This window comes from Citrobacter sp. Cpo091, assembly GCF_030332645.1.
Lineage (GTDB): Bacteria > Pseudomonadota > Gammaproteobacteria > Enterobacterales > Enterobacteriaceae > Citrobacter > Citrobacter portucalensis.
Genome location: NZ_JAOWHL010000034.1, coordinates 538,396 through 551,834 on the forward strand (window position 1 = coordinate 538,396; position 13,439 = coordinate 551,834).

The following is a 13,439-nucleotide window of genomic DNA, read 5'->3' on the forward strand; positions in this document are numbered from 1 at the left end:
GGCTTAGTCCTGTAGGCGAGCAATCTCTTCGCCAAATTCTTTGATGTCTTCGAAACTCCGGTAGACAGAGGCAAAGCGGATGTAGGCGACTTTATCGAGCTTTTTCAACTGCTCCATCACCAGGTTGCCAATCATCTTGCTCGGCACCTCACGCTCACCCGTCGCACGCAGCTGTGATTTGATATGGTTTAACGCCATTTCGACGTCATCTGCGCTGACAGGCCGTTTCTCAAGCGCTCTGAGCATGCCGCTGCGCAGCTTTTCTTCATTAAAGGGTTCACGCACATCGTTGCTTTTCACAACGCGCGGCATGACAAGTTCAGCCACTTCAAAAGTGGTGAAACGTTCGTTACAAACCAGACACTGCCGACGGCGGCGTACCGAGGAGCCCTCGCCTACAAGACGAGAGTCAATTACCTTAGTGTCTACGGCGAAACAGAATGGGCAATGCATACGGCGTCCTGTACCTCAGTGGTTAACAGAATCTATTTTACCCTGAACTGCCGTGACAACAAAGGCGCTGCGCTTTTGAGACAAAGGATCGATGCCTTCGTGCTCAGTGCACACTACCATTATGCTATCGCGACAATGAAGGAAGTAATCACAATGACAAGACGTTACCTAAGAATTCTCCTGGTGGGAAGTCTCTTTAGTCTTAGTGCCTGCGCTCAGCAAAGCGAAGTACGCCAGATGCATCAAAGCGTTAGCACGTTGAATAAAGAGATGACGCAGCTTAATCAGGAAACGGTAAAAATTACGCAACAAAATATGTTGAATGCAAAATCAACCAGCGGCGCCTATCTGCTGCCCGGCTCCAAAACCCCGGCACGACTGGACAGCCAGATTGGCACCTTACGCATGTCGCTGGTGAACATTGCGCCGAACGCCGATGGTACGCGCCTGACGCTACGAATTCAGGGTGAATCCAACACGCCTTTACCCGCCTTTAGCGCCACCGTCGAGTACGGGCAAATTCAGGGCACCACGGACAACTATCAGGAAGTGAACGTTCATAACCAATTGGTCAACGCTCCGGCGAGTATTCTTGCTCCCAGCGACGTAGACATTCCGTTACAGATAAATGGCCTCACTCCAGATCAGTTAGGATTTGTGCGCATCCACGATGTCCAGCCTGTTAGCCAATAAACTTTTTTGCGGAACGTTTTGTGCGTTCCGCAACATCACTCTGCTTCTTTTTGTTACTCCCCTGACATAACCGATATTTCTGGTAAAACTTGGCAACATTCATGGGAGCCAGTACAATTCGCCGCCTAAAGTACGCAAACGTGAACGCAATCGATTACGTAAATGATAGAACTGTGAAACAAGACATATTTTTGTGAACAATGATTTTTATAATAGGCTCCGAAGAATTACGAAATATTTAGAAACGCAAATTGCGCATTTTTCACTCCCGAAAGGGATTTCAAACAGTGGCATACATATGAAAAAAACATTACTTGCAGCCGGTGCAGTGCTGGCGCTCTCCTCGTCTTTTACTGCCAACGCAGCAGAAAATGACAAACCGCAATATCTGTCCGACTGGTGGCACCAAAGCGTTAACGTGGTGGGTAGCTATCACACCCGTTTCTCCCCGAAACTGAACAACGACGTGTATCTTGAATACGAAGCGTTTGCCAAAAAAGACTGGTTTGACTTCTATGGCTACATCGATATTCCGAAAACTTTCGACTGGGGTAACGGCAACGATAAAGGTATCTGGTCTGACGGTTCCCCGCTGTTTATGGAAATCGAACCGCGTTTCTCCATCGACAAACTGACCGGTGCTGACCTGAGCTTTGGTCCGTTCAAAGAATGGTATTTCGCCAACAACTACATCTACGATATGGGTGATAACAAAGCCAGCCGCCAGAGCACCTGGTACATGGGTCTGGGTACCGATATCGATACCGGTCTGCCGATGGGTCTGTCCCTGAACGTGTATGCTAAATACCAGTGGCAGAACTATGGCGCATCCAACGAAAACGAGTGGGATGGCTACCGTTTCAAAGTTAAATACTTTGTGCCGATCACCCAGGTTTGGGGCGGCCAGTTGACCTACATCGGCTTCACCAACTTCGACTGGGGCTCAGATTTGGGTGATGATCCGAACCGCACCAGCAACTCTATCGCGTCCAGCCACGTCCTGGCGCTGAACTACGATCACTGGCACTACTCCGTCGTAGCGCGTTACTTCCATAACGGCGGCCAGTGGAAAGGTGGAGATACCCTGAACTGGGGCGAAGGCGACTTCAGCGCGAAATCTACCGGTTGGGGTGGTTACCTGGTTGTAGGTTACAACTTCTAATCCAGACAATGTCTCGCAGACAAGCCAGCTTAACCGCTGGCTTTTTTATGGCTGGTCTTCACAGCGTACTTTACGCAAAAAGTCACTTAGCGAGCGATCTGCCGATTCGCGAAAATGCCTGTCGAGTGGCGTAATCTTCAGACATCGATCAACGCGAAAGCAACGATAATCGTCACGCTTCTCGCACCAGCCAACCAGCAGCCAGTGCTCGCCCCAGAAAAATAATCCCAGCGGCTGAACGTCGCGCCAGGAGAGGTTCCCGGACTCATCGCGATAATGCAGCGCCAGCACCTGCTGTGCTGAAACCGCGCGATGTATGAGATCGAAGGCACTGCGTGAATGCGGCTGATTACCAAAATCTGGCGCGAAAATCCGCGTTTGCTCGGCTCTGCGCCGACTCTCTGGCGGCAATATCGCCAACACTTTTTCCTGCGCGGATTCCAACGCCTGTGAGAGTGAATCCCCACCCCATGTTTTCAGCAATCGAATCGCTACCATCAATGCTTCTGATTCGTGATGCGTTAACATCAACGGCGGTAGATCAAACCCGGCCATTAAGCGGTATCCGCTGCCCACTTCGCCTTCAATAGGCACACCGGATAAAGAGAGATCGCGGATATCGCGATAAATCGTCCGTTCAGAAACCTCAAGACGCTCTGCCAGCAGCGCCGCCGTTGTCACTCGCCTGCCACGCAGGATTTGCACAATCTGAAACAAGCGGTCGGCGCGTCTGCTCATTTTAATCCTCAGTGCTGAAAATATTACGCGGGTTGATGTAAACCAACACGATTGCCTTCGCTGTCAGTGAATAGCGCAATCGTACCAATGTCCTGCCCCAGTTCTAGTGGGCCAAACACACACTGACCGCCAGCAGTGGCGACGCGTTCAAGCGTTGCAGCCAAATCGTCCGTATGCAGATAAATAATAGCGCCCTGCGTTGAAGGCGTAATACCGTCAAATTTAGCCAGCGCCCCGCCGGGAGCGGGATCCTGATGCGGAAATACGGCGAGCTCAGCGCAGTCCATGTTCTCCCGGCGCAAAGAAACCTGCATTACTGGCTCATAAAAAGCGATGGCGCGGTCCATTTGTGCCACGGGGATTTCAAACCAATTAATTACGTTGCTCATACTTCCTCCTGCCTGTGTGGGTAATCTCAGGAGGACTATAAGGCAGGGCTACTGACAGCATACTGTCAGTAGTGTGGCGACAGGAAAAGATAATTACCTGTCGCTAATTCACAGGCAAAAAAAATCCCGACCTTGCGATCGGGATTCCAGTATCTTCACTCCAGGATGGGTTAAGGCAGAATCGACGGTTGATCCGCCCCTTCTTTCTCGACCTTCTGCTGCAGCATGTGCTCACGCTTCATACCCAGCTTCAGCGCCAGCGCCGATGCTACGTAGATAGAAGAAGCAGTACCGATGGAAACACCGATCAGCATCGTCAGCGAGAATCCTTCCAGTACCGGACCACCGAACAGGAACAGCATCAGAATAACCATCAACGTTGTACCGGACGTAATCAACGTACGGTGCAGCGTTTGAGTCAGTGACACGTTAAAGATTTCGTAAGGCGTACCGCGACGAATTTTGCGGAAGTTTTCACGAATACGGTCAGATACAACGATACTGTCGTTCAGCGAGTAACCGATTACCGACATCAGTGATGCGACGATAGTCAGGTCAATCTCGATATGGAACAACGACAGGATCCCAAGTGTGATAATCACGTCGTGCGCCAGCGCGATAACTACCCCTGCCGCCAGTCGCCATTCAAAGCGGAAACCGACGTACACCAGGATGGAGATCAACGCCGCCATCAGCGCCATCGCACCGGTTTGCGCCAGGTCTGCACCCACGCTCGGCCCCACGAATTCAATTCGCTTCACCGCGGCGTTTTGGTTGGTGGATTCGTTAATCACACTCAACACTTTGCTACCCAGCACCTGACCGCCGTCTGCACCTTCAGTTGGCGGCATACGTACCATAATGTCGTGGCTGCTGCCGAAGTTCTGCAGAAGCGGATCAACGAAGCCCGCTTTCTCCAGCGCATCGCGCATCACGTCCATATCGGCCGGTTTTTCCAGCGTGATTTCAATAACCGTACCACCGGTGAAATCGAGCCCCCAGTTAAACCCGCGTACGCCCATCACCACGATGGCCGCAATCAGCAGGAAACCTGAAATGCCGAAAGCCCAGTAGTCCCAGCGCATAAAGTCCCAGACTTTACGGCCGTGGTTCAATTGTTCAACAGTATATTCCTGTGCCACTTCGCACTCCTCAGATTGACAGCTTTTTGACGCGCTTGCCGCCATACAACAGGTTTACGATGGCACGTGTACCGACAATCGCGGTAAACATCGACGTCGCCACACCAATACCGGTAGTAATCGCGAACCCTTTAATTGCCCCGGTGCCAACTGCGTACAGGATGATGACCTTGATCAGCGTCGTAATGTTCGCATCAAAGATGGAGCTAAATGCGCCCGCATAACCTTCATTGATGGCCTGCTGCACCGAGCGCCCGTTACTCAACTCTTCTTTGATACGTTCGTTGATCAGTACGTTCGCATCGACCGCGACGGCAAGGGTCAAGACGATCCCCGCAATCCCCGGCATACTCAGCGTAGCCCCCGGCAGCAACGACATAATACCGACAATCAGCACCAGGTTAGCAATCAGCGCACTGGTCGCAATCAGACCGAACTTCTTATAGAAGAAGATCATGAACAGGATAGACACCACCAGACCGGCCAGACATGCTTCCAGACCCTGTTTGATGTTCTGCATACCCAGGGTTGGGCCGATGGTACGTTCTTCAACAATCTGAATCGGCGCGATTAGCGCACCGGCACGTAACAGCAGAGAAAGCTGACGCGCTTCGTTCGGGTTGTTGATACCGGTGATACGGAAGCTGTTACCCAGGCGAGACTGGATATTGGCGATGTTAATCACCTCTTCCTGTTTCACCAGCACTGCGCGACCGTTGGCATCTTTCTTACCGCTGTCTTTGTACTCCACAAACAGGGTCGCCATCGGCTTACCGATGTTGTCCTTGGTGAAGTTGGACATGATGTTACCACCCGCGCTATCCAGCGAGATGTTAACCTGCGGCTGATTGTATTCGTCCTGGCTGGAAGTGGAGTCGGTGATATGGTCACCGGTCAGGATCACGCGCTTGTACAGCACAACCGGCTGACCTTCACGAGATTGTTTCACTTCTGAGTCACCCGGTACACGCCCGGATGCCGCAGCAGACTGGTCAACGTTGGTATTTACCAGACGGAATTCCAGCGTCGCGGTTGCGCCCAGAATTTCTTTCGCACGCGCGGTATCCTGAATACCCGGCAGTTCGACCACAATGCGGTCAGCACCCTGACGTTGTACCACCGGCTCAGCAACACCCAGTTGGTTAACACGATTACGCAGAATGTTGATGTTCTGCTGTACCGCGTATTCACGGGCTTCGCTCAGGCGCGCATCGGTCATTACCGCACGCAGAGCATTGCTGCCCTGGCTGGAAATAACCAGATCCTGGTGACGTTTGCTCAGGTAAGAGATAGCTTCATCACGGGCGCTGCTATCACGGAAAGTGATGCTCAGACCGTAGTTATCTTCTTTGCGAACGGTAGTATAAGGAATGCCTTTTTCACGCAGATCGCTGCGCAGGCTATCGATATTTTGTTCCTGCAACTTACTCAGCGCGGTGTCCATATCCACTTCCATCAGGAAGTGAACGCCGCCACGCAGGTCAAGACCGAGTTTCATCGGTTCTGCGTGAATGGCAGCCAGCCAGCGCGGGGTTGCCGGAGCAAGGTTAAGCGCCACGACGTACTGATCGCCCAGTACGCCCATTAATACTTCACGTGCGCGCAGTTGGGTATCAGTGGAGTCGAAGCGCGCGAGAATAGCACCCTCTTCCAGAGCCACAGACTTAGGTGTGATTTTATCTTCTTGTAACGTTTTCTGGACCTGGATCAGCGTTTGCTCACTGGCGGCGGCACCGCGCACGCCAGTGATTTGAACAGCCGGATCCTCACCATACAGGTTGGGAAGCGCATAGAGCAGACCGACGACAATAACGACGATCAGCATGACATACTTCCACAAAGGATAACGGTTTAACACGGCAGTTCCCTTTGGGAAAACAATAAATTACAGCGCCTTCATGGTGCCTTTCGGCAGAACGGCAGCTACGAAATCACGTTTGATAACCACTTCAGTGGTGTCGTTCAGCGCGATAGCGATGTAGCCAGATTCTGCTACTTTAGTCACGCGCCCCACCAGACCACCGTTAGTCAGTACTTCATCGCCTTTCGCAATGGAGTTCATCAGGTTCTTGTGTTCTTTGGTACGCTTTTGCTGTGGGCGCAGGATCATGAAATAGAAAATCAGACCAAACACCACCAGCATCAGAATCAGAGACATCGGGCTGCCCTGCGCCGGAGCACCTGTTGCCGCTACCGCATCAGAAATAAAAAAGCTCATTCAAATTCCCTCATTATTAAAATTAATCAACGTTCACAGGTGGAACTGGTCTACCCTGACGTTGGTAAAAATCGGTCACGAAGCTCTCTAATTTACCCTCTTCAATAGCCTTGCGTAAACCCGCCATCAAACGCTGGTAGTAGCGAAGGTTATGAATCGTGTTGAGTCGCGCGCCCAATATTTCGTTGCAACGGTCGAGATGATGCAAGTAAGCGCGCGAATAATTGCGACAGGTGTAGCAATCACACTCAGCATCGAGCGGACTGGTGTCGCTTTTATGTTTCGCGTTACGAATTTTTACCACGCCGTCAGTCACAAACAAATGACCATTACGGGCATTTCGCGTTGGCATCACGCAGTCAAACATATCGATACCGCGACGCACGCCTTCAACCAGATCTTCTGGTTTGCCGACGCCCATCAGGTAACGCGGTTTATCTGCCGGAATCTGCGGGCAAACATGTTCCAGAATGCGGTGCATATCTTCCTTCGGCTCACCGACAGCCAAACCGCCGACAGCGTAGCCATCAAAGCCGATATCTACCAGACCTTTGACGGAGATATCACGTAAATCTTCGTAAACACTGCCCTGAATGATGCCAAAAAGCGCATTTTTGTTGCCGAGACTATCAAAACGGTCACGGCTGCGCTTCGCCCAACGCAAAGACATCTCCATTGAGCGTTTAGCATAGTCCCAGTCGGCCGGATACGGTGTACATTCATCGAAGATCATCACGATATCGGAACCGAGATCGTATTGAATCTCCATCGACTTCTCGGGATCGAGGAAAATCGGATCGCCGTTGATCGGGTTACGGAAATGCACGCCCTGCTCGGTTATCTTACGGATATCGCCCAGGCTGAACACCTGGAAGCCGCCGGAGTCGGTGAGGATCGGCCCTTTCCACTGCATGAAATCGTGCAGATCGCCGTGCAGTTTCATGATTTCCTGACCCGGACGCAGCCACAGGTGGAAAGTGTTGCCGAGGATAATCTGTGCGCCGGTCGCTTCAACTTCTTCCGGCGTCATGCCTTTTACTGTGCCGTAAGTACCGACCGGCATAAAAGCAGGCGTTTCTACTACGCCACGATCAAAAACCAGGCGGCCGCGGCGCGCGCGACCGTCTGTGGTATCCAGTTCAAATTTCATTTTTTCTCCTGCATCAGAGAGACAGTCTGATGATTAAACTTTCCCCACGGAATCACTCCACGGAGTAAAAATATATTAACCCACTGGCGAAGGCGCAATCGGCGCAGCCAGTTTGGGGGCGACCAGCGCACAGCCACCGGAGCGTACACGCAGTACGTGAGGATGGCGAGCACTGCCCGACATCAAAATGGCAAGTGAGATAGCCTTCTCACGGTCGCTCAGAAATAGCCTGCGGATTGTACGTGATAAACATGGCATCCCCGTAACTAAAAAAGCGATATTCCGCTTTTACCGCTTCATGATAGGCGTGCATGGTGTTTTTATAACCAGCAAATGCGGAAACCAGCATAATCAGCGTCGATTCCGGCAGGTGGAAGTTGGTGACCAGAGCATCAATCACCTGATATTTATAGCCTGGATAAATAAAGATTTGTGTATCGCCGAAGAACGGCTCGATGAGATCGTTTTTGGCCGCCTGCGCCGCACTTTCCAGCGAACGCACGGAGGTGGTACCTACCGCAATCACGCGATTACCGCGCGCTTTCGCCGCCAGCACCGCGTCCACCACATCCTGCGGCACTTCCGCATATTCGGAATGCATAATGTGGTCTTCGATGGTGTCTACGCGCACCGGCTGGAAAGTACCCGCGCCAACGTGCAGGGTGACGAACGCCATTTCAATGCCTTTATCGCGCAGTTTAGCCAGCAGCGGATCGTCAAAATGCAGCCCCGCGGTCGGCGCAGCGACAGCCCCCGGCTTTTCGCTGTACACGGTCTGGTACAGCTCGCGGTCGGCGTCTTCATCCGGACGGTCGATATACGGAGGCAACGGCATATGGCCGATGGCGTTGAGGATATCCAGCACGCTGCGTTCGTCGTTAAACTCAACTTCAAACAGCGCGTCATGGCGGGCGACCATCGTCGCTTTAATACTTTCGTCGTCGCCCAGCAGCAGCTCGGCACCCGGTTTCGGCGCTTTCGAGGCACGAATATGCGCCAGAATACGTTTGTCATCCAGCATACGTTCGACCAGCACTTCAATCTTGCCGCCGCTGGCTTTACGACCAAACAGACGCGCAGGAATGACGCGGGTGTTGTTAAAGACCAGCAAGTCTCCAGGGTTGAGCTTATCGAGCAAATCGGTGAAAGTACCGTGCGTCAGCGCGCCCGTCGGCCCGTCCAAAGACAGCAAGCGGCAGCTACTGCGCTCAGCTTGCGGATAGTGGGCAATCAGGGATTCGGGTAGTTCAAAGGTGAAATCGGTAACGCGCATGACACTGACTCAGACTAAAATAAGAGGCGGGTAGTCTAGTGCCGGGGCGTTCTCCCTGCAACCTTTACCCCTCAAGTTAAGAGACATAATCTATACACAAAATCATTCAAGATGCATCGAGGCGGCAACTGAATGAGTCCCCGGGAGCTTACTCAAGTAAGTGACAGGGGTGAGTGAAGGCAGCCAACAAAGAGGCAGTTTGAAGGATGAAGTGGATATGAATTTTCTTGCGCACCTGCACTTAGCTCACCTTGCCGATAGCTCGCTTTCCGGCAATCTGCTGGCCGATTTTGTCCGGGGTAATCCGGAAACACACTACTCGCCTGATGTGGTAGCAGGCATCTTCATGCATCGTCGTATCGACGTGATGACCGATAACTTACCGCAGGTGCGTGAAGCCAAAGAGTGGTTTCGTAGCGAAACGCGCCGCGTCGCGCCGATTACGCTGGACGTTATGTGGGATCATTTTCTGTCGCGCCATTGGTCGGAAATCTCCCCTGACTTCCCGCTGACGGACTTTGTGCGCTATGCCCGTACCCAGGTAACCACTATTTTGCCGGAATCGCCGCCGCGCTTTATCAATCTGAACAACTATATATGGTCAGAGAAATGGCTTGAGCGCTACCGGGACATGGATTTTATCCAGAACGTCCTGAACGGCATGGCCAGCCGCCGTCCACGGCTCGATGCCCTACGCGACTCATGGTATGACCTCGATACGCATTACGATGCGTTAGAAGAACGATTCTGGCAGTTTTATCCGCAAATGATGGAGCAGGCGCGGTGTAAAACCCTTTGATCGCAGCCCGCATTCCCCGCCGGATAAGCAGTAGCCGCCGTCCGGCAAAAGATTGATAGACAAAACCTGTCTCATTGATTGCCAGCGCCTCTTTGTCTTATCCCCGAACACTCTCTATACTGGCCCGCGTTGCGTTCCAAAAACCCCTTAACTTTGCAGGAGAATTATATGGTACTGGTAACTCGTCAGGCTCCGGATTTCACAGCAGCTGCGGTACTGGGTAGCGGTGAGATCGTTGAAAACTTCAACTTCAAACAGCATACCAACGGTAAAACCACCGTTCTGTTCTTCTGGCCGATGGACTTCACCTTCGTTTGCCCGTCTGAACTGATCGCATTCGACAAACGTTACGAAGAATTCCAGAAGCGCGGCGTTGAAGTTGTTGGCGTTTCCTTCGACTCTGAATTTGTCCACAACGCATGGCGTAACACCCCTGTCGACAAAGGCGGCATCGGTGCAGTGAAATACGCAATGGTTGCTGACATCAAACGCGAAATCCAGAAAGCCTACGGCATCGAGCACCCGGAAGCGGGCGTTGCGCTGCGCGGTTCTTTCCTGATCGACGCTAACGGCGTTGTTCGCCACCAGGTGGTTAACGATCTGCCGCTGGGTCGTAACATCGACGAAATGCTGCGCATGGTTGACGCGCTGCAGTTCCACGAAGAGCACGGTGACGTTTGCCCGGCACAGTGGGAAAAAGGTAAAGAAGGTATGAACGCGTCTCCGGACGGCGTGGCAAAATACCTGACCGAGAACGTTTCCAGCCTGTAATTGGCATGAATCGACAAAAGGCCCGCAAATGCGGGCCTTTTTTATTGTTAGCAGATCCGATAAGCGATTAAAACGCGAAGCAGGAGCAGCCAAGCGCGCCCCAGAAAGCCCGGTCATCTGACACCGGAATCCCCGATTTCCGCGCAATATCATGCTGGTGACCGTGTACGCCGCAGTTGCCGCAGCACTGGTGCATCTGCACCATTGCGCCAATTTTCGCCGCAGCAGGTGGCGCTGAGCGATAATGCCCTGGCACCTTCACCACTGGCGACCAGTCCGGCACAATCGGAATAGCAGGTGGTGCCAGCGGGGTGAAATGCCCGGCGGCGTAAACCACTTTGCCATCAACAACGGTCATCACCGACTCGATACCTTTGATCTCTTCTTCCGGCACGCTGAAGTAATCTTTAGACAGCACCACCAGGTCGGCCAGTTGATCTTTCTCGATGCGCCCTTTCTTACCCTGCTCGCTGGAAAACCAGGCGCTCCCGGCCGTCCACAGTTCCAGGGCAACATCACGCGGCAGACGGTTGTTATCATCGTACATCGCCATCCCGCCAACGGTACGGCCCGAAACCAGCCAGTAGAGCGCGGTCCACGGGTTGTAGCTGGCCACGCGGGTGGCGTCAGTCCCCAGCCCGACCGGAACGTCAGCCGCCAGCATTTTCGCCACCGGCGGCGTATGTTTAACCGCGTCTTTGCCGTAGCGATCGACAAAATACTCTCCCTGGAACGCCATACGGTGCTGGACCGCAATCCCGCCGCCCAGTGCTTTTACACGCTCAATGTTCCGTTCAGTAATTGTTTCGGCGTGATCGAAGAACCAGTGCAGGCCATTGAACGGGATATCACGATTAACTTTCTCAAATACGTCCAACATTCGGCTGATAGATTCATCGTAGGTGGCGTGCAGGCGGAACGGCCAGCGATGCTCCACCAGGTGACGAACCACGCGCTCCAGCTCATCTTCCATCCCCTCCGGCAGATCCGGACGTGGCTGAAGGAAGTCTTCAAAATCCGCTGCAGAAAAGACCAGCATTTCCCCCGCCCCGTTGGCACGATAGAAGTCGGTTCCCTGCCCTGGCTTGAGCATATCGGTCCAGCGTTCAAAGTCTTCCAGTTCCTGCTTCGGACGCTGGGTAAACAGATTGTAGGCAATACGTACCGTCATCTGTTTGTTAGCGTGTAACTGCTCAATGATCTCGTAATCTTCCGGGTAGTTCTGGAAACCACCGCCCGCATCGATGGCGCTGGTCAGTCCCAGACGGTTCAGTTCACGCATAAACTGACGGGTCGAGTTAACCTGCATTTCCAGCGGCAGTTTTGGTCCCTTTGCCAGCGTCGAGTAAAGGATCATGGCGTTCGGTTTAGCGATCAGCATTCCGGTTGGGTTGCCGTTGCTATCACGCACAATCTCACCGCCCGCCGGATCCGGCGTCGCTTTGGTATAGCCAACCGCTTTCAGCGCGGCGCGGTTGAGCAAAGCCCGGTCGTAGAGATGCAGAACAAAAACCGGAGTATCAGGAGCGGCTTCATTCAGTTCTTCGAGGGTTGGCATGCGACGTTCGGCAAACTGGAATTCACTCCAGCCGCCCACCACGCGTACCCATTGTGGCGACGGCGTTCTGTCAGCCTGGTCTTTGAGCATGCGTAGCGCATCCGCCAGTGACGGCACGCCCTCCCAACGCAATTCCAGGTTGTAATTCAGTCCACCACGAATAAGGTGCAGGTGCGAATCGTTCAGGCCCGGGATCACCGTATGTCCTTGCAGATCGACAACCTGCGTCCCTTCGGCGGCAAAGCTCATTACCCGTTCGTGGCTACCGGTCGCCAGGATCTTTCCGTTGGCGATCGCCACCGCCTCGACCTGCGGACTTTGCCTGTCGAGAGTATGAATTTTTCCGTGAGTCAGAATCAGTGTGGCAGTTTGAGACATAACAATCTCCTGAGATACCGGTCAGGCTTTTTTCAGCCATCCGGCAAACAGACGGGTTACGATGGGCATCCAGAACCAGACCACCAGCGCAACCACAAAGGCATCATTGATGAGATGCAGGAGTAACGAGCCCTTCATTGCAGGCAACACAATGCCGGTCAACCACGGCACCAGATTGGTACTGGGAAATATCACCAGCAGGGTTATCAGAAACTGTTTCCAGCGTTTGGGCTGGCGTACATGGGGCGCGGGCGGCGTAAACCAGAACGCTGCTTCGGTGCGAATTTCGGTTTTGTCACCTTCAGCCAGCAGTGGAGCAATCTCTTCGACCAACACGCGGCGCGTATCGGACTGGGTCCAGCTATACAGATGCTCAAGCGTGTCGAAGCGGATAATGATGTTCCACAGGTTGTTGCCATCTGCCGGGCGAATCACGTTCGCCCCGAGATGACCGGGAAATTCAGCCGCTACAGGCATGATTTTCCCCAGCCACTGCTCATACCGCTGCGCCTGCTCAGGTAGCAGAGTGTGAGTAATTACCAACGTCACATGTTTGTTCTGCGCCATGAAGGGTTCCTTGTTGACAGGAAACAGGCCGCTTAGGCCAGGAAAGCAATACACAAAATCATTCATGGTGCATCGAGGCGGCAAGGTTGTGGATCCCCGGGAGCTTACATAAGTAAGTGACCGGGGTACGCAAGCGAAGCCAACAAAG

The 13,439-nt window shown here is 53.0% G+C and carries 14 protein-coding genes; 4 read left to right on the forward strand and 10 right to left on the reverse strand.

Annotated elements, in window-relative coordinates; translation table 11 throughout:
- Positions 1 to 3 precede the first annotated feature (3 nt).
- Complete coding sequence (gene nrdR / locus OGY04_RS13185) at positions 4 to 453, reverse strand: transcriptional regulator NrdR (protein WP_003021571.1); 450 nt, start codon at positions 451 to 453, stop codon at positions 4 to 6.
- 153 nt (positions 454 to 606) lie between these two features.
- Between nrdR and OGY04_RS13190 the strand changes: the two genes are divergently transcribed.
- Both OGY04_RS13190 and OGY04_RS13195 read left to right on the forward strand, forming a co-directional pair.
- Positions 607 to 1,146 (forward strand): SadB/YajI family lipoprotein, encoded by a 540-nt coding sequence (locus OGY04_RS13190; RefSeq protein WP_020996578.1) that lies wholly within the window; start codon positions 607 to 609, stop codon positions 1,144 to 1,146.
- A gap of 298 nt (positions 1,147 to 1,444) precedes the next feature.
- Positions 1,445 to 2,308 carry a nucleoside-specific channel-forming protein Tsx gene (locus OGY04_RS13195; protein ID WP_003021561.1) on the forward strand — a complete coding sequence of 288 codons (864 nt, stop codon included), beginning with the start codon at positions 1,445 to 1,447 and terminating at the stop codon, positions 2,306 to 2,308.
- A gap of 45 nt (positions 2,309 to 2,353) precedes the next feature.
- On the opposite strand, the gene OGY04_RS13200 is transcribed toward OGY04_RS13195, so the two are convergent.
- The 7 genes from OGY04_RS13200 to queA form a co-directional block, all read right to left on the reverse strand.
- A complete protein-coding gene (locus OGY04_RS13200) occupies positions 2,354 to 3,046 on the reverse strand; it encodes a helix-turn-helix transcriptional regulator (RefSeq protein WP_032942528.1) in 693 nt (230 codons plus the stop codon).
- Positions 3,047 to 3,069: 23 nt separating this feature from the next.
- Positions 3,070 to 3,435: a VOC family protein gene (locus tag OGY04_RS13205; protein ID WP_008783926.1), complete on the reverse strand. Its 366-nt coding sequence runs from the start codon at positions 3,433 to 3,435 to the stop codon at positions 3,070 to 3,072.
- Positions 3,436 to 3,605: 170 nt separating this feature from the next.
- Positions 3,606 to 4,577 (reverse strand): protein translocase subunit SecF, encoded by a 972-nt coding sequence (gene secF / locus OGY04_RS13210; RefSeq protein WP_003021550.1) that lies wholly within the window; start codon positions 4,575 to 4,577, stop codon positions 3,606 to 3,608.
- A 10-nt stretch (positions 4,578 to 4,587) separates the two neighbouring features.
- The gene (secD, locus tag OGY04_RS13215) at positions 4,588 to 6,435 is read right to left on the reverse strand and encodes a protein translocase subunit SecD (RefSeq protein WP_003021547.1); all 1,848 of its coding nucleotides are present in this window, start codon (positions 6,433 to 6,435) and stop codon (positions 4,588 to 4,590) included.
- Positions 6,436 to 6,462: 27 nt separating this feature from the next.
- Positions 6,463 to 6,795, reverse strand: coding sequence for a preprotein translocase subunit YajC (gene yajC / locus OGY04_RS13220; RefSeq protein WP_003021544.1), 333 nt, complete (start codon positions 6,793 to 6,795; stop codon positions 6,463 to 6,465).
- Between the two features lie 22 nt (positions 6,796 to 6,817).
- Entirely contained in the window at positions 6,818 to 7,945 is a 1,128-nt protein-coding gene (tgt, locus tag OGY04_RS13225) for a tRNA guanosine(34) transglycosylase Tgt (protein ID WP_003021535.1), read from the reverse strand.
- A gap of 208 nt (positions 7,946 to 8,153) precedes the next feature.
- The gene (gene queA / locus OGY04_RS13230) at positions 8,154 to 9,218 is read right to left on the reverse strand and encodes a tRNA preQ1(34) S-adenosylmethionine ribosyltransferase-isomerase QueA (protein ID WP_032942525.1); all 1,065 of its coding nucleotides are present in this window, start codon (positions 9,216 to 9,218) and stop codon (positions 8,154 to 8,156) included.
- A gap of 217 nt (positions 9,219 to 9,435) precedes the next feature.
- Between queA and acpH the strand changes: the two genes are divergently transcribed.
- Together acpH and OGY04_RS13240 are read left to right on the forward strand one after the other, a co-directional pair.
- Positions 9,436 to 10,017: an ACP phosphodiesterase gene (gene acpH, locus OGY04_RS13235; protein WP_003830978.1), complete on the forward strand. Its 582-nt coding sequence runs from the start codon at positions 9,436 to 9,438 to the stop codon at positions 10,015 to 10,017.
- 168 nt (positions 10,018 to 10,185) lie between these two features.
- On the forward strand, positions 10,186 to 10,788 hold the full coding sequence (locus OGY04_RS13240) for a peroxiredoxin (protein WP_003021524.1): 603 nt from the start codon (positions 10,186 to 10,188) through the stop codon (positions 10,786 to 10,788).
- A gap of 67 nt (positions 10,789 to 10,855) precedes the next feature.
- On the opposite strand, the gene OGY04_RS13245 is transcribed toward OGY04_RS13240, so the two are convergent.
- Positions 10,856 to 12,724 (reverse strand): amidohydrolase, encoded by a 1,869-nt coding sequence (locus OGY04_RS13245; RefSeq protein ID WP_286585379.1) that lies wholly within the window; start codon positions 12,722 to 12,724, stop codon positions 10,856 to 10,858.
- A 21-nt stretch (positions 12,725 to 12,745) separates the two neighbouring features.
- Complete coding sequence (locus tag OGY04_RS13250) at positions 12,746 to 13,291, reverse strand: antibiotic biosynthesis monooxygenase (RefSeq protein ID WP_003830975.1); 546 nt, start codon at positions 13,289 to 13,291, stop codon at positions 12,746 to 12,748.
- Positions 13,292 to 13,439 lie beyond the last annotated feature (148 nt).